Raw genomic sequence first — 25219 nt, 5'->3', positions numbered from 1 at the left:
AAACAGAAAGGAGTGATGTGTAACACTAATAAACATTGCTGAAGACCGCACAGCAATGGAATTTTCAACACAACTAAATACGAATAATGAAGTAAGTAGGGAAAAGAAGTAGCAAGTTCCACTAAAAGAGCGCCAAGAACTATTTGCTCTTGGCGCATCTCATTTATTATATATCTAATGTTATTAAATCGCGGAGTTCTTGATCTTCTAACTCGGTCAACCATTGGCTTGATTGAATAAGCTCCTCAGATAATGCAGATTTCTGCACCAGCATCTTATCAATTTTTTCCTCGATCGTGCCAATTGTCACAAACTTATGGACCTGCACAAATTGTGTCTGTCCTATTCGATATGCTCGATCTGTCGCTTGGTTTTCAACAGCAGGATTCCACCAGCGATCTGCATGTAAAACATGATTAGCTGCTGTTAAATTAAGTCCTGTTCCACCAGCTTTCAAAGAAAGGATAAATATAGGAAAATCTCCTGCCTGGAAAGCCTCTACTAAGCGGTCTCGCTGCTGCTTAGGCATGGCACCAGTTAAAAACGGTGCATCTACATTATATATTTCACTAAAGCAATGTTGTAGCAATTGTCCCATTCCAATATATTGTGTAAAGATGAGGCATTGCTCGCCATTGTCCACAATCTCAGCTGCCATTTGTACAATGCGCTCTAGTTTAGTCGAACGCGCAAGCATTGTTTCGGCATCCTCGAAAGGTTCCTTTAAATATAAGGCAGGATGATTACATAGCTGCTTTAATTTACTGAGCATCTTTAAGACGCGACCCTTTTTTTGAAAGCCTGTTAACTGCTCCAGCTGATCAAGCGTCTCTAAAATATAGCCCTCATAGAGTGAGGCTTGCTCTGTTGTTAATGGACAATATTCATTTGATTCTAGCTTATCTGGTAAGTTCAGCTGTAAATGTGGATCTCGCTTTGTACGACGCAATAAGAATGGCTGAATTTTAGCTCGAAGCTTCTGCTTATGCGACTCTGATTCATCCCGTTCAATAGGCAAAATAAATTCTTCATTAAAGCGACCAAAGCTACCTAGATAGCCCTTATGAATGAAATCAAAAATAGCCCATAACTCAGATAAACGATTTTCTACAGGAGTCCCAGTAAGAGCAATGTGATGGTCACCTAGCAATTTACGAATGGCTTTCGATTGTAAAGTTTGCATATTTTTTATGTTTTGTGCTTCATCAAGTACTACCGTTGCCCATTCGATATCCTGTAAAAATTCAGTATCCTGTGACACAGTACCATAGGTTGATAAAATGACATGTGGCCTTTCTGCAGTCACTAGCTTTTTAAACTCTTCATCCTTTGCTCGATTTGCTTGATAATGTGTATGCACAATCAGGGACGGGGCAAATCGAGCAAGTTCTTTTTGCCAGTTCCCAAGTACTGAAGTGGGACAAATAATGATGGATGGCTTTGTGTAAGTTGATGACTCATAAATATGAAGCAAATAGGTAATCAATTGAACCGTTTTTCCAAGGCCCATATCATCAGCTAGACATGCACCGAAACCTTGTTGGCGCATAAAGACTAACCATTCAAAGCCCTCTAATTGATAAGGGCGTAATTCGGTTTGTAGGGACAATGGAATCGAGACGGCAGGCAAGCCTTTCTTCTCCAAAAGTTGCTCCATGTATGATTTTAATGATTGTTGTATTTCCAATGCAAAGATTGGATCATCTCTCAGTGCATCATCTGCATCTTCTTCCTCAAGAGGGGCAGACAGGTCTTCTGGTAACTCCCTAAATAATAATTCTCGAACAGTCCAACTTTCATCTTCTGCCTGTTGCATCAATTCACGCATTTCTTGCATCCAATTAGCATCTACTCGGAACCATTCAGTGCCAATACGAATAAATTCACGTTTCTCATCCACAAGTTTTTTAAATTGCTCAGCTGAAATCGTTTGTCCGTTCATAGAAAACTGCCATTTAAACGTTAAAATATCATCTAAACCTGCTACCTTCCTTGTAGAAACATTGCTAGTTGTAACGCGTACTCGAATTTTGGATTGTTTTAAATCCTTTAGCCATGCTGGCAGTACAACATCAAAACCAAGTGCCTGCAATCTAGCAAGATCCTCACGTAAAAAAGAGCGAACTTCTAAATCTTCCAGTGTCGCACGAATAAAGATATCACTATTGATTGTATCGGTGGATAGAAGTTCTACAATTTGCTGTTGTTGCTGCGTAATTTCAGTCGCAAACATTCGCCACTTTGTAGGTAGTGCTTCTTCTATAGGTAAGGATTGTTTACGAATAGCAGGTGTCCAGTAGTTTTTTGTTGTAGCAGTGCTTAGGACTGTTTCTAATAACCATACATCGGCATCTTCTTCTGGCTCACTTAACCGTAAAGAAACGGAAACGGCTCCAGCTTGACGAGCTTGATCCAATGGCCAGCCTCCACGTAGGAAAAAGGGAAGTAACTTTGGTAAATCAGCTAGTATTAGCCCAACCTGTGAAAGCTTCTGCTGTACAGCTGTTTCCAATAATGCTGAATCTACATGATCAATAGGGAAAGTTAATGATGAAAAATCATCTGCAATCACAGCATGTGACCAAAGTGATGGCTCTTGCCAGTATGCTTGTAATGCGTAAACTTTTTTTAACCATTCTATACTTTCTTCATTTGCACCACTCCAATTGATGAAAGGGTGCTGGAAGCTTGTTGAAAAAATATCGAGTAACTCAGCTGTAGAAACTTCAATTGTAAAATCAGCTCGATTTGTTAATAATCCATAAACGTTTGCCTCATAAGTAAAGAATAGCGAAGAAATTAATGTATCAACATCGATTGTTGTACCATTTGCAGTAAAACCCTGCAACGTAAAATATCCTTCCCGAGCTACTTCAATATGGAGCTGTTGTGTTTTGGAAAAAGGGGAAGGAGCATTTATTGTCATCATACTAAGTTTCCTTTCTCAATTTCTTCTTGTAACGCACGTAGTCGTTTATATTCTGCACGAATGGTTTGCATATATGTTTCAAAATAAGCTGCTTTACCAGCTCGCTTTGCAGCGCTACGCATACTTTTCCAAATACGCACAGCCTGTTTATAATTTAAGCGTGATTTTTGCGTAATTTCAGCCATTGCATAGACATGATATAAAGGTAAAACAGTTGCAGGTTCAACCTGTAATACATCCTTTAATCCACACATTTCTAAGTAAGAGAGGGATGATGGGTTTAGTTGATGCAGAGCTGCCCATTCCCGATAGCGACCTTTTTTAATTAAAAAACTTGAGAACGGCTGTAGTCCATACACACCAAAGGCACTATACAGCGTTGCTTCCTCTTCCTCCGAAAGCTGAATCTCGTCAAATAAAAGTTGGAATTGCCTTACGTATTGGGCACGCTGAACGACTGGAACGACCTCCTGTAGAAACACTTCAGTCAAAGGTAAAATTGCTCGTAAAATGACTGCTAATGAATTGGACTCTCCAGCACGTTGTGCAAAAGTAGCTAGTTCAAACAAATCCTGCATTTGTGGTAAATCAACCTGTGCCAACTTTTCAAGCAGTAAATCCTCTTTCTGTAATAGCACATAAAATAATAATTTTAGTGATTGTAGAGAAATTTCTGCTGAAGAGTGAACAAGATTATTTATAAATGCCAATTCCTGTTCACGACGAGGCTTCTCATAAAAAAGTACTGCCCATAGTAGCATATATAGACGAAGGCGATTGGCAAAAAGCCCTTGTCTTTCTAATAAAAATTCTCTTACTAGCTCTTGGATGGCATCATAAAATGGATCTGTCGCAAATAGTCGTGATCGATTAGAAAGCTCTGTAAGAATGCTCTCAAAAGATTGCGTGCTTTGTTCGATAAAATATTTCATATAAGGTGAATCTAACGAATGTCCAGGTGTTTCATTTAAATGTCGCCATATCGAATTAAAAATGGCTAGCTCCATATAGAGCTTATAAAGAGGTTGCCATTCACGCTCAAAGGGCATATGTCGACGAAGACGCTCCAAAGCATCGGTTCTTACAGCGGAAAGCCCATAGCCTTCTAGTATGCGCCCAGGTGTTAATAATCGTTTCATCACCTCATCCACCATCATCGACCAGCTTTGCGGGCTGCGTTCATCTGCTAAAGATTTTAATTGAACAGATTTTTGTGCACGCCAAGCACTCGACCAATTTTGAACCGAATCAAAATATTGGTAGAGAGCGAGTAAAGCACCTATTTGATGTCGACACCATTTTGCTTGAGGACAGCTACAATGTAGCTCTTCCTTTGAAAAATCAATTTCAACAGAAGCGGGTCTGACATCTTGAACACTTGCATATAATATAGAACTTGCTCCATTAAATCGTTCAAAAACAATGGACTTATTCCTTACTGAAAAGACAGCACGGCGCACTAGTTCCTCATCTTCGGTAGAGGAAGGATGTAACCCTTGTTCAGCTTCTTTTAATTTAGTCAGCACAAATGTTTGATGTTCCTTAGCTAATTGCGATATAGACAATGCCATAACCTCACTCCTTTCATCATGTATGGCTATAGTTAACATTGTTAATTGTAAAAAGGAAAAAAAGACTGTCCTTCCATTATACGATTAAAATGCAGTAATGATAAGCTGAATGATCAGAAAGAAAAAAATGAGGTAAAGATAGTTAACAAGGCTTTTGATTTGTGTTAAAATCTGAATAATCAGATAACTAGGGAGGGATGAAGGATGATGCAAGTTCAATACATGAAGCCGTTTTACACAAAAGTTACTGGAGATAAATTACGTCTCGTATTTGCTTATCAATATTTCTCTATTTTAAAAGAGAATGAGATTTTCCATTTCATTCCCATAGAAGGTAAAGAGATGATCATCAACATGAAGACACAGCAGATTGAAAATTTATCTGAGGTTTTTGTTTTCCAAAAAGGAAATCGCTTTATTCGGTTACCACTTTATCAACTATTGCTTATTACTAATGTTCATGAGCATCTAGCACCAATACTTGAAAGCGCTACACCAAAGCAACAAATTCCGATGGTTTCTACTGTGACGGTTGGTGAAATCGATCAGCTTATTGCAGAGTTAGAGGAGAAAAATTTGGATCATTTGATTGATCAGGCATTACTAGAGAATAATAAAGAACTCTTTTTCGAATTGCTACAGCAAAAGAGCCATCAACTTGGGGGTTTCAAAATTGAATAGATGGAATGTCCAGTAAGCACCTACTTATCATAAATGACAAGCAGGTGCTTTTATTATGTAGTTAATCAACTATAAAATGTTAAAAAAACATAAAAAATTAGAAACGATTTCCAGTATTAAGGTCAATAGATGAGATGTTGGACCGATATAAAAACAAGAAGGTGGTGAAATCATGCTTGGTAAGTGGTCAGCGACAGGGATGGCAATCCTGAATAATATGAATCGTCATTATGGGGCGATGAGTAAAGCTATGCTACGAATTTCTTCCGGATATCGAATTAATAGTGCAGCAGACGATCCAGCAGGACTGGCGATTTCTGAAAAAATGCGTGCTCAAATTCGTGGCTTGAATATGGCAGCTAAGAATATACAGGATGGTATTTCGCTTGTGCAGACGGCAGAGGGGGCACTGAATGAGACACATGCCATGATTCAGCGTATGCGTGAGTTAGCAGTGGAGGCAGCCAATGATACATTAACAGATGATGATCGTAAAAAATTAGATTTGGAATTTCAGGAATTAAAAAAGGAAATCCAGCGCACATCAACCGATACAGAATTTAATACGAAGACATTACTTAATGGGGATTATGAAACAAATGGCATCAAGATTCAAGCAGGCGCCAATGAAGGACAGAGTATAGAATTATTTATTAATGGGATGGGGTCCGAGGCACTTGGGTTGAAGGATGCTTCTATTGCTACTCGTGAGGATGCGGAAAAAGCTATGTCTTCAATGGATGAAGCCTTAAAACGTGTTTCCAATGAGCGCTCACGTCTTGGTGCCTATCAGAACCGCTTGGAACATGCCTATAATGCTAATGTGAACACGGCAGAGAATTTACAAGCAGCAGAGTCTCGTATTCGAGATGCAGATATCGCAAAAGAGATGATGAATATGGTGAAGGCGCAAATTTTAATGCAAGCAGGTCAATATGTTTTAGCCATGCATATGCAACAGGCCCAGTCCATTTTAAAATTATTAGAAGTAGGAAAAAAATGATGAATTTCAATTAACATTGAAATTCATCATTTTTTAATGTTTATTTTGACAAAGCATCAATTGCTAATTTAGCAGTTGCAGTTGCTTCATCTTGCAATGGGATGACGGCCTGGCGCATTTTTTCTTGAACTGTTGTATAGGATTCAAGAATTGCTACAGCTTGTTCAAACAATGTTACACCATTCCAATCATCAACCTCGACATGACCGATGACAGGCTGATCAACGATATCAGCAAACGCATCAATTTTCGGATCATACGAAATGGCAATAAACGGTGTCGCATAGATTGCTGAGAAAATTAAGGAGTGCAGTCGCATACCTATTAATAGTTGAGATTGACCAATCACTGCGATTTTTTCTTCAATAGATAAATCAGCAGGAGCAATCAAGCTCTTTTCCTTCATAAGTGCTGCTACTTCCTGTGAAGTAATAAAATCATGCTCACCATGCATAGGCAGGAAAACGATTTGCTCACCCTGACGTACTAATTCATCTAGGCTGTGTGCAATTTTTTCCTTGTAGGCAACAGAGGATGGCCAATCTCGAACGCTTACAGAGATATAGCTATCGGCTGACAAAGAGACATTTTCTAGCCACTCACAATGAAAGTCATTACCGTTAAGTCCCATAACAGGATCTGGTACGATCTTTGTTTCTTTTCGCACACCGATCTCTGTTAAAAGAGCTAGAGAGGCTCTATCTCTGACTGTTATTTGTTCGACCTTATTAAAAACTGTACGAACAATAAATTTACTAAGTGGGTGATTAATCGGGCCCATACCTTGGGCGTAAACAAATACTGGCTTCTTCAACCATTTTGCGATTTGAATAACGCCCGCATAGTAAGGAATCGTTTTCATGCCTGTTTGATCCTGCATGAGACTACCGCCACCACTAATCAGTCCATCTGCTGTTTTAAGTAATTGACGAATTTCTTTCATTTTCCAACGGTTAATGGCTTTGACACCATATGTTTGCTCAGTAGCTGCTGGATTATTAGATAATACCGTGATTTCTATATCACTTTGCCACTTTTTTAAAGATTGGATAATGGACAGTAGAATGGCATCATCTCCGACATTATCAAATCCATAATAGCCAGATAAAACAACGTGCATTATGACCACCTCGCGATTGCCTTAGAAACCCAACGATAACCGATTTTGAAGATTAGGATAAACAAAAGTCCTACTACAAGACCTAGAGATACACTGTATAGTGTACGTAATACAGAAACAGCTACTGGGATGTGTAGATGAGTAAATGTATTCATGATGGATAAGAAACCGATAACACCTGGTACTAGGAGAATACTTCCCCATTTTCGATTAATCCCCATTACATAAAGCGCTAATATGAAGAATGGGAAACCAATTAAAAATTCCTTTGTTCTTGGTCGAACATACAATGTATTTTCTAGCCATTGTCTAAAGGCTAATTCCATATCACTTACAGAGCCAGAGTTACCTGTTCGGCTAATGTAAAATAATCCGACACCTGCCAACACAACGAGTAGTAGCACATGCCAATATTTTAATTCTTTATTTAACAATGTTACCGTATTTGATAAAGAGTTCTTAATGTTTTGTTCAGCTAGTCGGTTTATCTCAATCACTGTAAATAGTAAAACACCCATAATTGGAATAAGATAAACAAGCTTAACCCCTTTAAATACAGCAAAGCCTGTCATAAAGGCATTACCATTCAATAAGCCAATAACAATTACAATGCCAATAACGCTAATTGCTACTGCCTTTAAGTATTGGACCAATATGTTAGACACCTTCGTAGAACCTTGCGCTGATTTAATGACTGCATAGGTTGGGGCAAGGACTGCAATAATGAGTGCAAATGCTTGTAAAAATAGAGTACTTTTCAGGATAAAGTACGCAATCGCTAGTATAGCCATAAAGCCAGCAGCTGCGATACGAAGAGGCATCCATTTTACTAATTCTGAAATGATAAAGGTAAATAAAATACCTGCTACTAATACGGCTGCTGTGACCCAAGCTGGCACGACTACTTTATCAAATAGCTTAGGTTCACCTGCTTTGAAATGATCTGGCATTGTGTCATGCACACCATTTAAATAATCAATCGTTTCTTCTACATTTTCTTTGGCATTACCTGTTGTTTTAATATGATAGAAAATAGAGCGAATATTACGCTCTTTGACAGCTCGTGTTGTACGGTCAATACTTGCATTTAGCTTTAATTTAGTCTCTCTATTGACATTGATGCTATGCAAACGAATCATATTGTAATCCGTCATTTGAGCGATTTTACTTTCGCCTTTAAGTGGGTTACTTTCAATTGTGTAGAAGTAATAGCCAGCATCATTTAATTTTTCAACTAATTGATTGCCGTCTTCTTGTCCAAAACCAATAGCTTCATCACCCTGACCAAGTAAGCGGCCTGCTGAAGCCTCTTTTAAATCGACTAATTGATTGACCAACTTTTCATTAGCTACTTCATTATCTGCATTTTCCACCTTAAAGATGTGAGCTAGTCCATGCTTACTAATCATGTCAATAGCAGGCTGATCATAGCCAATTGGAGTTTTTAAATCAAAATTGTGGTTAGAAGCAGGAAGGAAATAGAAAGCTTCTTCTCCTATTTGTACTTCCTCTGGTTCAACGCTCTCCATGATCAGTTTTTGGTAGCTTTCGTTTTCAGGCACTCGAATATAATAGCCGCTATTAGTGATATCAACAGCATCTTTATAAGGTGTAAACAATAATTGTGCTGCTAACTCACTTTCTTTATAAACAGTAATTAAGTTTTGCTTTTCCATTTCCTTTAATGTTAAGGGCTCTAGACTCACAGTATTCAGCCCAGCATCCTTTAAGGAAGAAAGAATTTCATCCATTGTTAGGTCGCTATTTTTTTCTGCGGTTTGTATTTCATCATAGGGAATAACAATCTCATAAGCATCATTCGATTGCTCCGCATTCCACCTCTTCATAATACCTGTAGAGGAAACGACGAGTAAAAGAACAATGATTCCCCAAAGCCATTTCTGTTTTGACATAAGTGTCCTACCTCTCTTATTTATGAAAATCTTTTTCCGATAACAGGGATTTTCTTTAAATCTTGTTTATGAATAGCTTTCATCAGCCATAGTAGAAGGAAGTAAAGAGCTCCACCAACTACGATTGCGACAGTTAGATAGCCCATTGCCGACATTCTTGACCAATGTGTAAAGTCAAGCCAAAGTGTTGGTAATCCAACTGCTGCTCCCATTACAATGGAAGACACAATCATTTTCACCGTATCTTTTCCAAGGACAGTAAAGCGAATCGTACGATAAATAAAGACAGAATTCACAATAAATAACACAAAATACACTAGCAAAGTTGCATAGGCAGCACCATCTAAACCAAATGCTTGAATAAGGAAGATGTTAGAAAACACCTTAAGGACAACACCACTCAAAATAATGAGAGCTCCTGTTTTGGCAGCATTCATGCCCTGTAGAATACCTGTTCCTAGCAAAGTTAGTGATGTAAAGACAGAGCTTAGATTGATGATGGCTAACATTAAGCTTCCCTCAAAGTCTTTAAAAAGAGCTAGATTTAAAGGCAAGGTTAAGGCTAGTAGCCCAATAGCAGCTGGCCATGAAATAAGATGTGTCATACGATGAGTTTGCTCAATAATAGTGCGTGTTTCATCCAATTTACGCTCAGCTAGCTTCGTTGTAATCAAAGGCACAAGCGGCAAGATAATTGAAGAAGCAAAAACAGTCGTAATTTGAACTAATGTTAGTCCTCGACCATAAATACCATAAAGGTAGCTAATTTCACTTGCATCTGCACCAGCACTTCTTAAGCCATATGTAACCGTAAAGGAATCTACAAAGTTAAAGAGTGCCATTGTCACAGAACCGATCGCAATGGGAATCGAAATTTTTAAAATGGTTTTACTGTATTTAGAGAAATCCTTACCAGAATATTTCTCCTTACTCGTCACTTTTACCGAAGAACGGAAATATTTAAAGAGTAAATAGAAAAGTGAACCGAGGGCTCCTAATACAGAGCCTGCCATAATTCCACCAGCTACGATATCATTTGAATAATCCATTGCTACTAGGAAATACGCAACAATTAAAATTAATGCAACACGTACTAACTGCTCAATCACTTGAGAAATGGCAGTAGGTCGCATATCCCCAAAACCTTGGAAAAATCCACGATAGACAGCCATATAGGGGGCTACCAGTAATGTAAGGGCAACAATAATTAAGGCAATCTCTGTTGAAGGTCCACCAAGTGCATTCGCTATCTGCCCTGAAAAGCCGTAAATGATTGTAAAACTAATGACGCCAAAGGATAATGCAAGGATTCTTGCAGTCACATAAATTTTCTTAATTTTGGCAGTATCATGACTCGTCCTAGCTTCGGCTATTAGCTTAGAAATAGCGATAGGGATACCCGCAACGGATAAATAAAGTGCTACCATATAAACAGGATAGACAAGACTAAAAATACCAAGTACTTCATCACCAGCAATATTTTGAAGTGGTATACGGAAGATACTTCCGATTACTTTGGAAAGTAAGGTGGCAATCGTCAGGATGAGTGTGCTTTTAACAAATGTTGACTGACTCATTTTGTTTTGCCCTGACCTTTAAACTTTAATGCAAATACCTTTAAAGCAAAGCGAGGGAGTACAAGCATTCTTCCAAACCGACTTGGCTGGCGTAACAGTCGATAGAGCCATTCAAGATTTAACTTTTGCCAGAGTACTGGTGCACGTTTTACAGTACCAGCGATGACATCGAAGGAGCCACCTACACCGATAAATACACCCTTTGAAAATTTTTCAAGGTTTTCTGTTATCCATTTTTCCTGTCTTGGTACACCTAATGCCACAAATACAAGATCAGGCTGTAAAGTTGCAATTTCTTTTGCAAAATCATTATTATTCCAGTCGAAGTAGCCATCATGATAGCCAACGACATCAACGTTTGGGTAGTTCTTATGAATATTGGCAACCGTCTTTTCGATAGTTTCCTTTTGAGCACCTAGTAAATAGATTTTAAAATGCTTTTGCTGACCAACCTCCAACAGACGTACCATCGTATCATAGCCAGTTACGCGCTCTGGAAGTGAATCTCCAAGGATTTGTGCAGCCTTAACGACACCAATGCCATCTGCACAAATGTATGTTGCCTGCTTTAAGTAATTCATGACAGTTGGATTTTCATTTGCCTGCATGACAACTTCAGGGTTGGCTGTCACAACGAAAGTTTTTTCTTGCTGTTCAATACGATTAACGAGTAAATCAACAAACCCTTGTTGACCAATATGTAAAAAGGGTACGCCCATAATCGTTACATGCCTCATATAGTGTTCAAACCTTTCTGTAATTCCATTTTCACTGCAATCTATCATACCACAAAAGCAATATTGACAGGAAATTTTCGATAATGGGTTTAACGATGATTACCTAGAGTATAGCTCTTATTAGTAACGATTTTTACATGGTATAGCAATTGTCCTATTAAGCTTTTTTAGGACACTATTTTGACGTAGAATTTACTAAATTTTAGGGGGATAGTATGAAAATTATATCCTAAAATTTCGAGTTTCTTCTATTATATAGCGCTTTCATCTCGGTGATAATAAATGACTAACAAAAAGAGTGCGAATCATCATCGCACTCTTCTTTTGCGCATCCTATTAAAATCATTTTTTTACAATATAATCGCCATGTACCCAGCCTTTTTTTCCGTTGTAAAGCACCTGATACCAGGGACCATTTTTTATAAACTCACCTTTATCGTCTACAACACCGATAATAAAGCCATTCGGTTTAACAGTACCTAAAATAGCACTTGTTGTAGATGGTTCGCTTCGAACATTAAGTGTAATGTTCATATTAACAATTTGTAAGCCATTTTCAAGACTCACATAATCATCAATCACCCAGCCCTCTTGTCCATTGACACTTACTTTCAACCAACCACCATTTTCACCAAGAACTTTAAAGGAGGTATCCTTTGGCAAATTCGTAATAATCGAAGCATTATCTGCTGTATTCGGGTACGTTCTCATATTGAGATTAATCGTCGTTTTACCAGTTGCTCCAGCTAACCCTAAATCCAATGCGTATTGCTTCGATGGACTCGGTAATGAAGGAGCGGAAGATTGACTTTGATAGGCAGGCACATCAAACACTAGGTTTGTTGTCGTATGAGCACCAATTAATTCATAAATATCATAGATCTTTTTCGCTTGAATGACAGCCCACATCACATGTGTTGCATACTGGTGGACTGTTGGATTATCAGGATTCCAACGCATTTTATAGAGCGTATCCTGCCCCCTGCTAATATACTGATCCTTTACAAATTGGGCACCGCCGATAATGGCATCCTGAACAGTAAACCAGCCATTTGTATAAGCACGCTCCGCACCATACTTATTAGCATCGGCATCTATAGCGCCAATACCGTAAGCATTGTAGGTTGTCTTAATAGCAGTTAATTTATCGCGATTTTCTGGTGTTGCTACCATCGGCTTGCCATTTGTATCTAAGCCAACCTCGATCCCTTTAATTAGTGCAGAACCACCATTGGCTGTTTCATGCAAGGCATGGGAGACTAAATAAATAGCATTGATTTTATTGTCTACACCAGCTTGAATGAAGGCATCCGCTGTACCTGCTAAGCTTCCTTTATTGGCAAGTACTTTATCATTTAGCTCTTTTGCACTCAGATTATTGACGACAGTAGATAATTTAAGGAATTGATAATAAGATGGGCTATCCTGCATAAAGCTTTTTGGGTGTACATAGTATGACACTAGTGCCTCGCTAGCCGTGAAAATGCCAGCACCATCGACCTTTGGATTATTCATTGTTTGTTTACTTACTACAGAGGAGTAATCATATGAGTAATTCGTCGTCATATATTGCTTACCACCTGTCCCAGGCGCCTCTAAATGGATTAAACGATAGAGCACGGTAGCTGCCTCAGCACGAGTTGTTTGAGCAAGAGGTGCAAATTGATTATTTGGCTTCCCAACAAGTAGTCCTGTTGTGACGACAGCTTGTACATCTGCATAGGCCCATTTGGCAATGCGCGCATTATCACTAAAAGCAATAGGGGAGGAAGATGTATTGATGTTTTGATAAGTAAGAGCTCTTTTTAACATAGCCGCCATTTCCTGACGATTAATGTGATTATTAGGATGGAATTTGCCTTGCTCGTCACCTTTAATTAGCCCATGATAGCTTGCTTGCTCGACTACTCCGTAATACCAGTCACCTTTTTTAACATCTGTAAAGGTTGCCTGACTAGAAGCTGCTGGTAAGTTCAGTGTTCTAACAAGAAAGGCTGCAAATTCAGCACGAGTGACAGCATCATTCGGACGATAATGGCCGAATTCATCACCCTTCATTAAATCGTTGGTAATAAGATAGTTCATTTCATGGTAGGCCCAGTGCTTCGAAATATCTTCTGCTGAAGCGGTAGTTGGCGCAAGGTATAACATTCCTACCAGCACGGCCCCATAAAGAGGAAATTTACGTTTCATTTTTTAAGCTCCCTTCAATAGCTGATATGTTCTATCAAACTATCAAAAGTGTAGCATAAAAAGTGGCAATCTATTATTACAACATGGGGACAGATAGATTTAGCTTTTTACTTAATAAAGAAGAAACCCATAAAGTTGGTGGGGAAGAGGCGGAATTCGCTAAGAAACGCCTTCTATATTTCGGTTTCTTTACAATTATAACTAAAATATTACGGGAGTCTTTAATTTTTGACAATTTAGTAACCATTCCAGAAAATGCTTGGTTATTATTGAGAGTAAGGTATAATAGGTAACGGAACTATATGTTACCAATCCAAATGAGGATATAATTAGTTGTAATTTTAATGGTTTCTACTAAATACCATATTAGGTATGGTAAAAAAATCTTCTATAACTAAATTTATGTCCCAATGCTTGAATTTCGGAAAAGATAGTGTTATATTATTGTAGAAAGTGAATAAACTTACTAGAATGGTATTCTACTACGCTTTTTCTAGTAAATTTACTAACAAATTTGCTTTAGTTTTGTATTATTCAAGAAAGCTATAATACATACATTTAGGTAACTAGGCGGTACTATAGTTTTCGTTGGATTAATATCAATTTAAGGAATTTTAGGGAGGAATACATTAATGGCAAAGCAAAACAAAGGCCGTAAGTTCTTCGCGGCATCAGCAACAGCTGCATTAGTTGCATCGGCAATCGTACCTGTAGCATCTGCTGCACAAGTAAACGACTATAACAAAATCTCTGGATACGCTAAAGAAGCAGTTCAAGCTTTAGTTGACCAAGGCGTAATCCAAGGTGATACTAACGGGAACTTCAACCCACTTAACACAGTAACTCGTGCACAAGCTGCAGAAATCTTCACGAAAGCTTTAGAATTAGAAGCTAACGGAGATGTAAACTTCAAAGACGTGAAAGCTGGCGCTTGGTACTACAACTCAATCGCTGCTGTTGTAGCTAACGGCATTTTTGAAGGTGTTAGTGCAACTGAATTTGCACCAAACAAATCTTTAACTCGTTCTGAAGCTGCTAAAATTTTAGTAGAAGCATTCGGTTTAGAAGGTGAAGCAGATCTTAGCGAATTTGCTGACGCTTCTCAAGTAAAACCTTGGGCTAAAAAATACTTAGAAATCGCAGTAGCTAACGGCATTTTCGAAGGTACTGATGCAAACAAACTTAACCCTAACAACTCAATCACTCGTCAAGACTTTGCACTAGTGTTCAAACGTACAGTTGACAAAGTTGAAGGTGAAACTCCAGAAGAAGCAGCATTTGTTAAAGCTATCAACAACACAACTGTTGAAGTAACATTCGAAGAAGAAGTTACTAACGTTCAAGCACTTAACTTCAAAATCGAAGGTTTAGAAATTAAAAATGCTTCTGTTAAACAAACAAACAAAAAAGTTGTTGTATTAACTACTGAAGCTCAAACAGCTGATAAAGAGTATGTTTTAACTCTTGACGGCGAAACAATCGGTGGCTTTAAAGGTGTGGCTGCTGTAGTTCCAACTAAAGTTGAACTAGTATCTTCTGCAGTTCAAGGTAAACTTGGTCAAGAAGTAAAACTTCAAGCTAAAGTTTCTGTTGCTGAAGGTCAATCTAAAGCAGGTATTCCTGTTACTTTCAACGTACCTGGAGACAACAATGATGCTGTTGTTCCTACAATCGTAGGCGAAGCAGTAACAAATGAAGAGGGTATCGCTACTTATTCTTATACTCGTTATAAAGAAGGTAGAGATGATGTAACTGTTTATGCAACTGGAGATCGTTCTAAATTTGCATATGGTTATGTATTCTGGGGCGTAGACACAATTCTATCTATTGAAGAAGTAACTACAGGTGCTACAATTAACAATGGCGCTAACAAAACTTACAAAGTTACTTACAAAAACCCTAAAACTGGTAAACCAGAAGCAGGTAAAACATTCAACGTTGGATTCGCTGAAAACATGGATGTAACTTCTGATAAAGTTGCAAATGCTTCAGTTAATGGTGTGAAAGCATTACAATTAAGCAATGGAACTGCTTTAGACGCTGCTCAAATTACAACAGACTCTAAAGGTGAAGCTACATTCACTGTTTCAGGTACAAATGCTTCTGTAACTCCAATAGTATTTGATTTACATGATACTAAAAATAATACATCAAATAAAAAATACAGCACATCAGCTTTACAAGTATCAGCTACAAAAGTAACATTCGCAGCTGTTCAAGCAGAATATACTCTTGAGTTAACTCGTGAAGGTGGCGAAGTAGCAGCAATTGGTCAAACTAACGGCCGTGAATATAAAGTTATTGTAAAAGATAAAGCTGGTAACTTAGCTAAAAATGAAATCGTTAATGTTGCATTCAATGAAGATAAAGATCGCGTAATTTCAACAGTTACAAATGCTAAATTTGTTGATGCAGATAATGATGTATTCTACACTGGAGATAAAGCAAAACAAATCTCTGTAAAAACAAATGATAAAGGTGAAGCTACATTTGTTATCGGTTCTGATACAGTAAATGATTATGCAACACCTATTGCTTGGATTGATATTAACACTTCTGATGCAAAACAAGGTGATCTTGATGAAGGTGAACCAAAAGCAGTTGCACCGATTTCTTACTTCCAAGCAGCATACCTTGATGGTTCAGCTATCAAAGCATACAAACAATCAGATCTAACTAAAGCTGTAACTAAGTTTGATGGTTCTGAAACTGCAGTATTTGCAGCAGAATTAGTAAACCAAAGCGGCAAAAAAATGAATGGTACTTCTATTAAGAAAGCAACTTATACAGTTTACAATACTGGTGCTAATGATATTAAAGTAGATAACCAAGTTATCTCACCAAATCGTAGCTATACAGTAACTTATGAAGCTTCTTTATCTTCTACAGGAACTGTTATTACACCTGCTAAGAATTTAGAAGTAACTTCAGTTGATGGTAAAACAACTTCTGTTAAAGTAATTGCTACAGGTATTGCTATCAATACAGATGGTAAAGACTATGCATTTACAGCTAAAGAAGCTACTGCTACATTTACAGCTACATCTGAAGTACCAGCTTCATATACTGGAGTAGTTGCAGAATTCAATTCATTTGATTCTGGTAAAAACAACAATACAATTACATTTGCTGGTAAAAACCCAGTGAAATATGCTGGTGAGTCTGGTAAAACGTACAAGTACTTCGGAGCTAATGGTAATGAAGTATTTAGCGAAGTAGCATTTGAAGCACTATTAAGACAATATGTTGGCAGCAAAGTAACATTATCTTACAGTGTAGATGGCGATACAAAAACATTTAAAGTTATTACTGCAGAAACTGCTGGAACTGTAGCTGATCAACTTAAAGAAAATACAGCTCCTACAGCTGTAAATAGCGCTCCAACTGCTAAAGCAGTACCTGCGCAAACAATTCAAGTTGGTGCTACACCTTTAACGTTCACTACATCTGATTTAGCTACGGATGAGAATGGCGATCCATTAACTATCTTATCTGCTTATACTTCTAATCCAACAATTGCAACAGCTGCATTAGTTGGACCAGCTAATACATCAATCACGGTTACTCCAGTAGCTAATGGTACAACTACTGTAACAGCTGTAGTAGCAGATGACAAAAATGCAACAACTACTGTAACATTTAATGTAACTGTAACTCCTACAGTTTATACAAGTGTGATTTCTAATGGTAACCCTGTAATTCCTTATGCTGCTGCAACACCAACAAAAGCTAAGGCAACTTTACCAACATTTACAACAGTAGCAGTTGGTGGTAACTTAGAAATTACTGATGAAACAGGCACACCATATAATGTTGCTTTAACAGCTGGTCAAACTCCAGCACAAGTAGTAGCTGCAATTAATACATTTGCTTCTACTTATGGTGTTAAAGTCAATGCTTCAGTAGTAAATGAAAAAGTTGAATTAGTATCTGTAGGTACTGGTACTACTGCAACTCTTAATGTTGATGGAGATTCTACTTTAGAATTCGTAGCAGGTACACAATTTGCTACTGCTCAAGCAACAATTGTAGCAGGTGCAGCAGGTACAGCTACTCCAGCTAAATATGGATTTAAAGTAGCATCAGGTGTAGCAACTGGTAAAACAGTAGATTATACAATTACTCTTGGTTCAGCAACTGCAACTATTTCAGTTCCTGGTGCTGCAACTGTAAGTCAAGTTGTAACAGCTCTACAAGCTGCTAACTTAACAGGCTATACTGTAACTGCAAATGGTGATGTTATTGAAATTACACAAGCAGTTCCAGCAGCAACTTCTGATAAGTTAGTTGTTAAAACTGTAGAACAATAAGAATATAAGAATATTCCACAATATATGAATATATATTGAAGGGTTTTTATAAAAATATAAAGTTCTATGCGAGAGAAATCTTGCATAGAACTTTTTTTATAGGTTTTATATGACAATAATGACAAATAGTTATTAAAATTACTATAAAATTAATTTAATGATATAAAACAATGTTTAATTAAATAATTAATAATGAAATCGTTATAAGAATACTCTTTCTCATAGTTTTTTGTTCCTATATTTAAAATCTTGCTTACAATAAAAATAGGAATTTTCTTTTAAAAAGAATTTAAAATTTTTGGTAACCTTTTATTTAAAAATAAGTCTACTTAATAGGATGGTTGATAGATTAATATGTATTCGCAATTAACTCCATCCATAGAGTAAGTAGAATTAAATTAAAAATAAAATATTATACATTAAAACTCGGTGTAATAGATGGTATTAAAAGGATTTATTAGGCAATAAAGAATTTTGTAGAAAATATTCACAGAATTATGGAAGTCTTTTTTGTATTATATGAAGCTTTCGAAGGAGAAAGGCTAGCACTCTAGTACCGAATTCTACTCTTTTCGATATAAATCCCACATTTTAGGGGTTTTTCGTGTTAAGATGATAAAGACTATTGTAAGAGGAAAAAGGAGATTAAGATGTTTAAGAAACTTAGGACTACATGTATTGTATCAGCAGTTGCGTTGGCTACGATTTTGCCAGGACAAGCGTCTGCATTAGCGACTAGTAACAATGGAATTCAGATAAAAAACAATGTCTCGATTACGATTAATGGAGAAACCATCAATGTTAATGATCCTATTTTAAATAAGTCGGACTTCTTGTTATTACCAATGCGTGCATTATATGAAGCGGTTGGTGCAAGTGTGGATTGGGATAAGGAAACAATGACTGCATCGGCGATTCGCAATGGTAAGATGGTTGATTTAACGATCGATTCGAAGACTGCTTTAATAGACGGAGAAGAGGTTGCAATGGATGTTGCACCGTTTATGTATAAAGATCGTACCTACATGCCACTACGTTTCGTCAGCGAAAATTTTGATGGTGTTGTTAATTGGGATGAGGCTACCCAATCGGTAGATATTACATTATCAGATGAAACAACAGCACCACCGCAGGAAGACCCATATATCTTACATATCAATAACAAACGTATCGTTATGAAAGATCCGATTGTTTCAAAGGATGGAAGAACCTATTTACCTGCTAGCTATATTTATGATTATTTAGATGATTCATCTGGTACTTGGCAACCTGATGGTTCCTTTGAATTGTTAATTGGTGGGATGAGCTTTATTTTTAATGATAACAGCAATCAGGCTTTGGTTAACAATGAAGCAGTGACAATGATCGAAAAGCCATTTATACAAAAAGGCAAAATGTACATTCCTACCAAGTTTCTTGTGGATGCATTAGGCGGAAATTTACGCTATATCACAGAAAAAAAAGAAATGTATATTTATGTTTACCGTTATATGTTCACAAGCCCCTTCCTAGATAAATCATTTGGTTCTACGTCTTATCCAGAAGCTGTTCCTTCTGCTCGAGTAGAAGGAGATCGTGATTTATTTATTAGTGATAATCCAGAAACGTTAACACGTAAGCTTGTGCCACTGAACAATGCGACACTTGCCCAATATGATGTGAAACCAACAGCGGCAACAAATAAGCATCGTATCTTTGGCTGGCATTACAACACATTAGGTACAGATGTCAATCTTGGGATTACCGTTCAAAACAAGTCTACGACAGAAAGCATTAAAGTCACTGACTCGAAAGGCATTAACCAAAAAACAGGTAATAGTTGGGTAGGTCATGATCTTGGCTTGACGATTGCGGATGCTGTTTTAAATAACAAGCTTCAAAAATCGGACAGCAGTGGCATTGTCATTGCACCAGGTGAAACAAAGGTCATCGAAACATATGAACTAAACTATGATTATATTATTGGCTTTTTACATGATTTAGATATTCAAGCGGTTAATGGTGGAAAGCCAGAATATACGATTCGCACAGTACTAACTAAGGATAATAGTGATTTAACAACAATTCAATCTGAGCAGGTGGCAGTTGATCAGTATGCTAAACACCCTAGAGGTGCATGGTCTAGTGCGTCAATTCTAGCAGAACTACCAGCGTACACAGTAGATTCTCCTGAGGTAGGCTACAATATTTCTAACGGTCGTACTGACCATTTACAAACGGCTGAAAATTCAATGTCGCAAATTAATGGCTCAGTAGGAAATCCGGGACATTTTGGCGTGAATTATAAAGTGTCCATTCCTGTTGTCAATCCAACAGGCTCTACAAAAACGATTAAGCTGAAGTTAGCTGGTCGAGGAGGATTATACAGCGGAGCGATTAAGGTGAATGGCAAAGTGTATTTAGTGCCTTCTTTAAGAGTCGGGGCAGAGTATGTTGAATTACCTGATTTCAAAATGAAGGGTTCAAAAGATACGATTGAATTAGAACTAATGCATGCTGGTGGTGTCAACCTTCCAGTAGCAATCTATGTAGAAACAAAATAAAAAAGTCACTGGCACGGGTCATGTGACATGGTACGTGCCATACTTTGAATTAATTCGGAGTGAAAAATGGCAAGAAAACTAATAACGATTATTGTAGTCCTACTCATGCTTACACTAACAGTTAGCCCCATCAATGGACAAGCTGCTGGTTTAGGCAATAAAGTCAGTGAAGTTAAAACAGAGGTTTCACCACAGGTAATACATTCACAGCAAAACTATACGTCAGGTTCGATACGTCAGTTTGTAAATGTTTTAGATGTCAATTTAAATAATACATATACAAAACTAGAAATTGGTATGCCAAATCCTATTAATTCATTAAAAACAACATCAGCGATGGCCAAGCAAAACACATATGATGGGCATCGTGTGGTTGGGGCTGTCAATGCCTCTTACTTTTTAGGAAATGGTATGCCTGCGAACTTGTTAGCAGAAAACAATGAAATTGTGAACTATGGTATTTTGGGAGATACATATGATAGCCCAACACAAAAGCCAGTTGCATTTGGTTTATCGAAATCAGGGAAAGCTATTGCAGATTATTATTCTACGAATCTAACTTTCCAAGTGAATGGCAAAAGCTATCCTATTGATCTTATTAATAGTGAACGAGGAACAAATAAAAACGTTTTATATACACCTGAAAAAAAATCAACAGGGACAAATACATGGGGGGTAGAACTCGTTGTGTCGGGCGCTAGCCAAGATACAAGTACCTTGCATTTTGGTGATCAGTTCTCAGGTACAGTATCTCATGTAACAGCTTATGGAGCAGAAGGTAACTCTTCTGTACCAGCAGATGGCTTTGTTATCTCTGTACAAAATAAAGAGTTAGCCGCTGAATTAAGTAGTATTACAGCAGGTACAAGCGTGGATGTCAGCTTATCGATCGATCAAAAATGGATGGATGCACAGTTCATCTTAGCTGCTGGACCAATGCTTGTGCGTAACGGCAAAGTGGATATTTCTATGCCAACGAATTCAGGGTTTGCTTCTACACGTAGTCCACGTACAGCAGTAGCTATAGATGCTACAGGTACAAAGGTATCTCTTGTCACGATTGATGGTCGCATAAGTGGTCATAGTAATGGTGTTAATTTATCAGATTTAGCTGCTCATTTAATTTCAGTGGGTGCTTCTTCGGCTATTAACCTAGACGGAGGCGGCTCTACAGCAATGGTGGCGCGTAACCCAGGAGGTTATTTCGCCAACCTAGTGAATAGACCGTCAGAGGGTAGTGAACGTCGTGTATCTGCCATTTTACAGGTAGTGAATACAGCGCCACCAGGGAAAGTAAAATCAATTACGTTAAGTAGTGTTGGTCAGGTAATGAAAGGTTCTTCTGTAGATATGCAGGTTGTAAGTGCCTATGATCAATACTTGAATCCAATGACCATTAACCCAGCAAATATGAGCTGGACAGTTGAAGGTAATATCGGCAAAATGGATGGTGCAACCTTCACAGCAACACAAAAGGGTGAAGGGAAAATTATTGGAGAGTATGAAGGAATTCGTACGTCTACAGCTGTGAAAGTAGTAGATCTAGCAGAAAAACCTATTGTACTAGATAGCTTTGATAATACGTCATCTTGGACAACAGAAGTGGCGAAAGCTAATGCTTCATTAGCAAGCTCTAAAGAGTATGCTAGACAGGGAACTGCTAGCTTACAATTAAACTATGATTTCACAACTAGTGGCACAGGCACAAAAGCTGCCTATATGGTTGCGAAAACACCAATTGCTATTTCAGGGCAGCCTAAAAATATCGGTCTTTGGGTATTTGGCGATGCTGGTAAGCATTGGCTAAGAGGCGTTGTCATTGATGGTGCTGGAGCTAAGCATACAATTGATTTTACAAGCCAGGGCGGTTTAGACTGGAGTGGCTGGAAATACGTGACGGCAGATATTCCAAGTGATCTACCACAGCCACTAAAATTCGAGCGTTTGTATGTTGCTCAGCCAACAGCATCTCTTCAGAAGAAAGGACAGCTGTATTTCGATCAATTACAAGCCGTTTATAAAGATAATCATGAGGAATTAGTTTATAAAGATGTAACAAAAGGACATTGGGCATTTTCCGAAATCCAAAGTCTATACGATCAATCCCTTATTAAAGGATACTCAAATGGAACGTTCAAACCAGAGGCATCCATTACACGTGCTGAGGCAGCTACGATCATTGCCAGAGCTTTAAATCTAACTACAACGAAGGATTCTAGCTTTAAAGATGTGAGTAAGAGCCATTATGCATACAGTGCCATTGCCGCAGTTGAGCAGGCGGGCATTATTAAAGGGCAAGAGGCAGGGAAGTTTAATCCAAACGGACAGCTTTCACGTGCAGAAATGTCTGCCATTTTAACAAGGGCCTATAAATTAACGGGTACAAGCAAAGTAAGCTTCTCTGATGTGAAATCAACACATTGGGCATACAGCCATATCCAAGCACTTGTGGCAAATGATTTAACTGGCGGCTTCCCAGATAACACATTTAGACCAGATGCACAAATTACACGTGCGCAATTTGCAAGCTTCTTAAATAGATGTTTATCATTAAAATAAAAATGACGAATCCCCTGTAGTAATCTACAGGGGATTTCTTTTGTAAAAAAACCGCCTTGCCCATAAAAAGACGAGGCGGATTTAGGTTAGAAAACGATATATTTCACATATTGCTTCCAAGTTAGCTCTTTAAAATGGCTCCATTGGATTTTCTCAACAGGTAATGTTCTGAAGGTATAAGCTTCGAGATTACGTTTCTCATTCGAGAGCATTGGCGTACCTTCATCAAGATAATCCATAAAAATAGCTGACTTAGCCGTTTTAAATTGGACATTGACATCAATTAGCTGAATTTTACCGTCCTGATTGATGATATATAACTTTTTGTTCCCTTTTTTAGCTGTGGCTAGCCACGACTTATCGACTTTATAGGAATCGAATGCTTCGTTGACAATAATAGAGGCTTTGCCAGTTGTCGAAAATGGGATGTCTTCGAGTGGGGCATCTTGCTGTAAGGTCACTTCATAATTAGTTGGTTGTGGCAAGGCAGCCGTTTTGGCTAACTCATTTGCCCAAACTGTCTGATCGTCAGTAGCAATCGTTTGTTTTTCTAATACGATGCCAGATAGATCATCCTTGACATGTTTCACCTCGAAATCTACAGTTTGCCCTTCCTCCACCTTTTGCCATTCCTTTTCTGATAAATAGGCATACATTGCTTTTTCATTCGAATAGATTTCAAAAGTTAGCGCACCAGCTTCTTTCTTAATCGCTGCCACAACACCATCAATAGGGCTGACAATACCCTGACGAGATTGAATTTGTGTAATTTGGGCTTCAAGTAACGCAATTTGACGATTTGTTTCAGCAATATGTCGATTTAACAGGGCAACCGCTGTAGATGCTGAATTTTGTTGAGCAAGCTCTAATTTTAGCGTTACAGATAGTTTGTCATTGATTTGATCCGTATTAATGGAGCTTTTTGGATTAGAATCATCACCATACTCATCCTCAATTTGATCAAGTGCATCCTGTAAATCTTGTAATTCTGTTTCATAGGCTGTGCGTTCAGATTCAAGCTTTGTTAACTCCTCATCCACCTCATCTGTTTTATAGGTAGCAAGTACATCATTCATCATCACTTCTTGGCCACGCTTTACATTCACAGCTGATAAGCTAGTTGCATCAGCAGTAATCGTGTATGTCTCAGCAGGTGCTACAATGGTTTCTTTATGAACACGCTCTGTATTCGTGCCGATATAAGCTTTTTGAAATTCATCGATAAAGTAGGATCGTGTCACGTTGCTATTATCTTTAAAAACAAAATAAGCATTTATGCCGATTACTAGCATTGCTAACACGATGGTCGTAGTTGTCCATGGTCTTGTTTTGATAAATGCCATCATCCTAACCCCCTAGCAATCCATTCTTTAATTGGTAGTACACTAATCAAACCAACAAATATGGCCATAAATAGCTGTATACCAATCAATTTGACTACTAACATTTTTCTACTAGCTTCTTCCTCCCATTTTGATAGGAAGAGGTACTGTACAATAATGATTAAAACAGTTGTTACCGTCAATTGATTGAGGGTAAATAATACGAAATCTGTTTCAATCACCTGTAAGGCAGCAGGAGCTAAGGAGAAGAAAGAAAACATGGTTGTATAGCCTACAGCATAGAAAACAGCAAAGAGGATTGCTTTTTCAATTAATAGAAAGGCTACAACATAAAGCTGGACTTTTTTTATCCAAGTATAAGGAATGTCCGTTAATAGATGTAAAAGATAGGTAACACCATAATAATGGAAGCAAAAATAGACGATTCCCCATAAAACGGCACCAAGCATCGAAAGGATACGTGCTACATAGTATTCATTTTGTAAATCCATTGCGAATAAGGACGTTAAATTTTCTGTCCCCATTCCCCAATATTCGCGAGCAGCAAACAACAGGATGAAAAGAATGAACACCGTTAGTACTCTTTTTTTATATCCGATGACCTCGCCTTCCTCTACGATGCTAGTAAAGTAGGTAGGATTTTTTAAGCTATGCCAGAACTTATAATGGTAAAACATAAAACAGCGTCCTTTCTTCCAAAATAGGATATCAAAGTTGTAGTATACACCTTGTAAAGATAT

At 37.9% G+C, this 25219-nt stretch carries 15 protein-coding genes; 6 read left to right on the top strand and 9 right to left on the bottom strand.

The annotated features are described in order from the left end of the window. Positions 1-166 precede the first annotated feature (166 nt). On the bottom strand, positions 167-2929 hold the full coding sequence (locus BFM98_RS06825; protein WP_083225293.1) for a DEAD/DEAH box helicase: 2763 nt from the start codon (positions 2927-2929) through the stop codon (positions 167-169). After that, positions 2926-4500 (bottom strand): hypothetical protein, encoded by a 1575-nt coding sequence (locus BFM98_RS06820; RefSeq protein ID WP_066036932.1) that lies wholly within the window; start codon positions 4498-4500, stop codon positions 2926-2928. The genes BFM98_RS06825 and BFM98_RS06820 overlap by 4 nt, the downstream gene beginning before the upstream one ends. A 204-nt stretch (positions 4501-4704) precedes the next feature. Between BFM98_RS06820 and BFM98_RS06815 the strand changes: the two genes are divergently transcribed. Both BFM98_RS06815 and BFM98_RS06810 read left to right on the top strand, forming a co-directional pair. After that, complete coding sequence (locus tag BFM98_RS06815; protein ID WP_066036931.1) at positions 4705-5181, top strand: IDEAL domain-containing protein; 477 nt, start codon at positions 4705-4707, stop codon at positions 5179-5181. Positions 5182-5353: 172 nt separating this feature from the next. Continuing rightward, positions 5354-6184: a flagellin N-terminal helical domain-containing protein gene (locus BFM98_RS06810; protein ID WP_066036930.1), complete on the top strand. Its 831-nt coding sequence runs from the start codon at positions 5354-5356 to the stop codon at positions 6182-6184. A 40-nt stretch (positions 6185-6224) separates the two neighbouring features. Here the strand turns inward: BFM98_RS06810 and csaB are convergent, their stop codons facing one another. The 5 genes from csaB to BFM98_RS06785 all read right to left on the bottom strand — a co-directional run bounded on the left by csaB (position 6225) and on the right by BFM98_RS06785 (position 13724). Further along, positions 6225-7304: a polysaccharide pyruvyl transferase CsaB gene (gene csaB, locus BFM98_RS06805; RefSeq protein WP_066036929.1), complete on the bottom strand. Its 1080-nt coding sequence runs from the start codon at positions 7302-7304 to the stop codon at positions 6225-6227. After that, positions 7304-9217: a DUF5693 family protein gene (locus BFM98_RS06800; protein ID WP_066036928.1), complete on the bottom strand. Its 1914-nt coding sequence runs from the start codon at positions 9215-9217 to the stop codon at positions 7304-7306. Before BFM98_RS06800 ends, csaB begins: the two co-directional genes overlap by 1 nt. A gap of 20 nt (positions 9218-9237) precedes the next feature. Then, a complete protein-coding gene (locus BFM98_RS06795; RefSeq protein ID WP_066036927.1) occupies positions 9238-10794 on the bottom strand; it encodes a putative polysaccharide biosynthesis protein in 1557 nt (518 codons plus the stop codon). After that, complete coding sequence (locus BFM98_RS06790; RefSeq protein ID WP_233732380.1) at positions 10791-11531, bottom strand: WecB/TagA/CpsF family glycosyltransferase; 741 nt, start codon at positions 11529-11531, stop codon at positions 10791-10793. The genes BFM98_RS06795 and BFM98_RS06790 overlap by 4 nt, the downstream gene beginning before the upstream one ends. A 342-nt stretch (positions 11532-11873) precedes the next feature. Next, the gene (locus tag BFM98_RS06785) at positions 11874-13724 is read right to left on the bottom strand and encodes an S-layer homology domain-containing protein (RefSeq protein ID WP_066036925.1); all 1851 of its coding nucleotides are present in this window, start codon (positions 13722-13724) and stop codon (positions 11874-11876) included. Between the two features lie 83 nt (positions 13725-13807). On the opposite strand from BFM98_RS06785, the gene BFM98_RS23855 reads away from it, so the two are divergent. The 4 genes from BFM98_RS23855 (at position 13808) to BFM98_RS06765 (ending at position 23136) form a co-directional block, all read left to right on the top strand. Continuing rightward, positions 13808-14017: a hypothetical protein gene (locus tag BFM98_RS23855; RefSeq protein WP_066036924.1), complete on the top strand. Its 210-nt coding sequence runs from the start codon at positions 13808-13810 to the stop codon at positions 14015-14017. 339 nt (positions 14018-14356) lie between these two features. Further along, positions 14357-18034, top strand: coding sequence for an S-layer homology domain-containing protein (locus BFM98_RS06775; RefSeq protein WP_066036923.1), 3678 nt, complete (start codon positions 14357-14359; stop codon positions 18032-18034). A gap of 650 nt (positions 18035-18684) precedes the next feature. Beyond that, complete coding sequence (locus BFM98_RS06770) at positions 18685-20577, top strand: stalk domain-containing protein (RefSeq protein WP_066036922.1); 1893 nt, start codon at positions 18685-18687, stop codon at positions 20575-20577. A 66-nt stretch (positions 20578-20643) separates the two neighbouring features. Next, the gene (locus BFM98_RS06765) at positions 20644-23136 is read left to right on the top strand and encodes an S-layer homology domain-containing protein (protein WP_066036921.1); all 2493 of its coding nucleotides are present in this window, start codon (positions 20644-20646) and stop codon (positions 23134-23136) included. A gap of 86 nt (positions 23137-23222) precedes the next feature. Here BFM98_RS06765 and BFM98_RS06760 read toward each other — a convergent pair whose 3' ends face one another. Together BFM98_RS06760 and BFM98_RS06755 are read right to left on the bottom strand one after the other, a co-directional pair. Further along, complete coding sequence (locus tag BFM98_RS06760; protein ID WP_066036920.1) at positions 23223-24479, bottom strand: HlyD family secretion protein; 1257 nt, start codon at positions 24477-24479, stop codon at positions 23223-23225. After that, positions 24479-25156, bottom strand: coding sequence for a hypothetical protein (locus tag BFM98_RS06755; protein WP_066036919.1), 678 nt, complete (start codon positions 25154-25156; stop codon positions 24479-24481). Before BFM98_RS06755 ends, BFM98_RS06760 begins: the two co-directional genes overlap by 1 nt. Positions 25157-25219 lie beyond the last annotated feature (63 nt).

The organism is Lysinibacillus sp. AR18-8, assembly GCF_001705465.1.
Lineage (GTDB): Bacteria > Bacillota > Bacilli > Bacillales_A > Planococcaceae > Lysinibacillus > Lysinibacillus capsici.
This window is presented reverse-complemented; position numbering and strand designations above follow the sequence as displayed.

Excerpts from the sequence above, each read along its gene's own strand:
- BFM98_RS06825 (WP_083225293.1), bottom strand. The coding sequence starts at position 2,929 with ATGATGACAATAAATGCTCCTTCCCCTTTTTCCAAAACACAACAGCTC.
- BFM98_RS06820 (WP_066036932.1), bottom strand. The coding sequence starts at position 4,500 with ATGGCATTGTCTATATCGCAATTAGCTAAGGAACATCAAACATTTGTG.
- BFM98_RS06815 (WP_066036931.1), top strand. The coding sequence starts at position 4,705 with ATGATGCAAGTTCAATACATGAAGCCGTTTTACACAAAAGTTACTGGA.
- BFM98_RS06810 (WP_066036930.1), top strand. The coding sequence starts at position 5,354 with ATGCTTGGTAAGTGGTCAGCGACAGGGATGGCAATCCTGAATAATATG.
- csaB (WP_066036929.1), bottom strand. The coding sequence starts at position 7,304 with ATGCACGTTGTTTTATCTGGCTATTATGGATTTGATAATGTCGGAGAT.
- BFM98_RS06800 (WP_066036928.1), bottom strand. The coding sequence starts at position 9,217 with ATGTCAAAACAGAAATGGCTTTGGGGAATCATTGTTCTTTTACTCGTC.
- BFM98_RS06795 (WP_066036927.1), bottom strand. The coding sequence starts at position 10,794 with ATGAGTCAGTCAACATTTGTTAAAAGCACACTCATCCTGACGATTGCC.
- BFM98_RS06790 (WP_233732380.1), bottom strand. The coding sequence starts at position 11,531 with ATGAGGCATGTAACGATTATGGGCGTACCCTTTTTACATATTGGTCAA.
- BFM98_RS06785 (WP_066036925.1), bottom strand. The coding sequence starts at position 13,724 with ATGAAACGTAAATTTCCTCTTTATGGGGCCGTGCTGGTAGGAATGTTA.
- BFM98_RS23855 (WP_066036924.1), top strand. The coding sequence starts at position 13,808 with ATGGGGACAGATAGATTTAGCTTTTTACTTAATAAAGAAGAAACCCAT.
- BFM98_RS06775 (WP_066036923.1), top strand. The coding sequence starts at position 14,357 with ATGGCAAAGCAAAACAAAGGCCGTAAGTTCTTCGCGGCATCAGCAACA.
- BFM98_RS06770 (WP_066036922.1), top strand. The coding sequence starts at position 18,685 with ATGTTTAAGAAACTTAGGACTACATGTATTGTATCAGCAGTTGCGTTG.
- BFM98_RS06765 (WP_066036921.1), top strand. The coding sequence starts at position 20,644 with ATGGCAAGAAAACTAATAACGATTATTGTAGTCCTACTCATGCTTACA.
- BFM98_RS06760 (WP_066036920.1), bottom strand. The coding sequence starts at position 24,479 with ATGGCATTTATCAAAACAAGACCATGGACAACTACGACCATCGTGTTA.
- BFM98_RS06755 (WP_066036919.1), bottom strand. The coding sequence starts at position 25,156 with ATGTTTTACCATTATAAGTTCTGGCATAGCTTAAAAAATCCTACCTAC.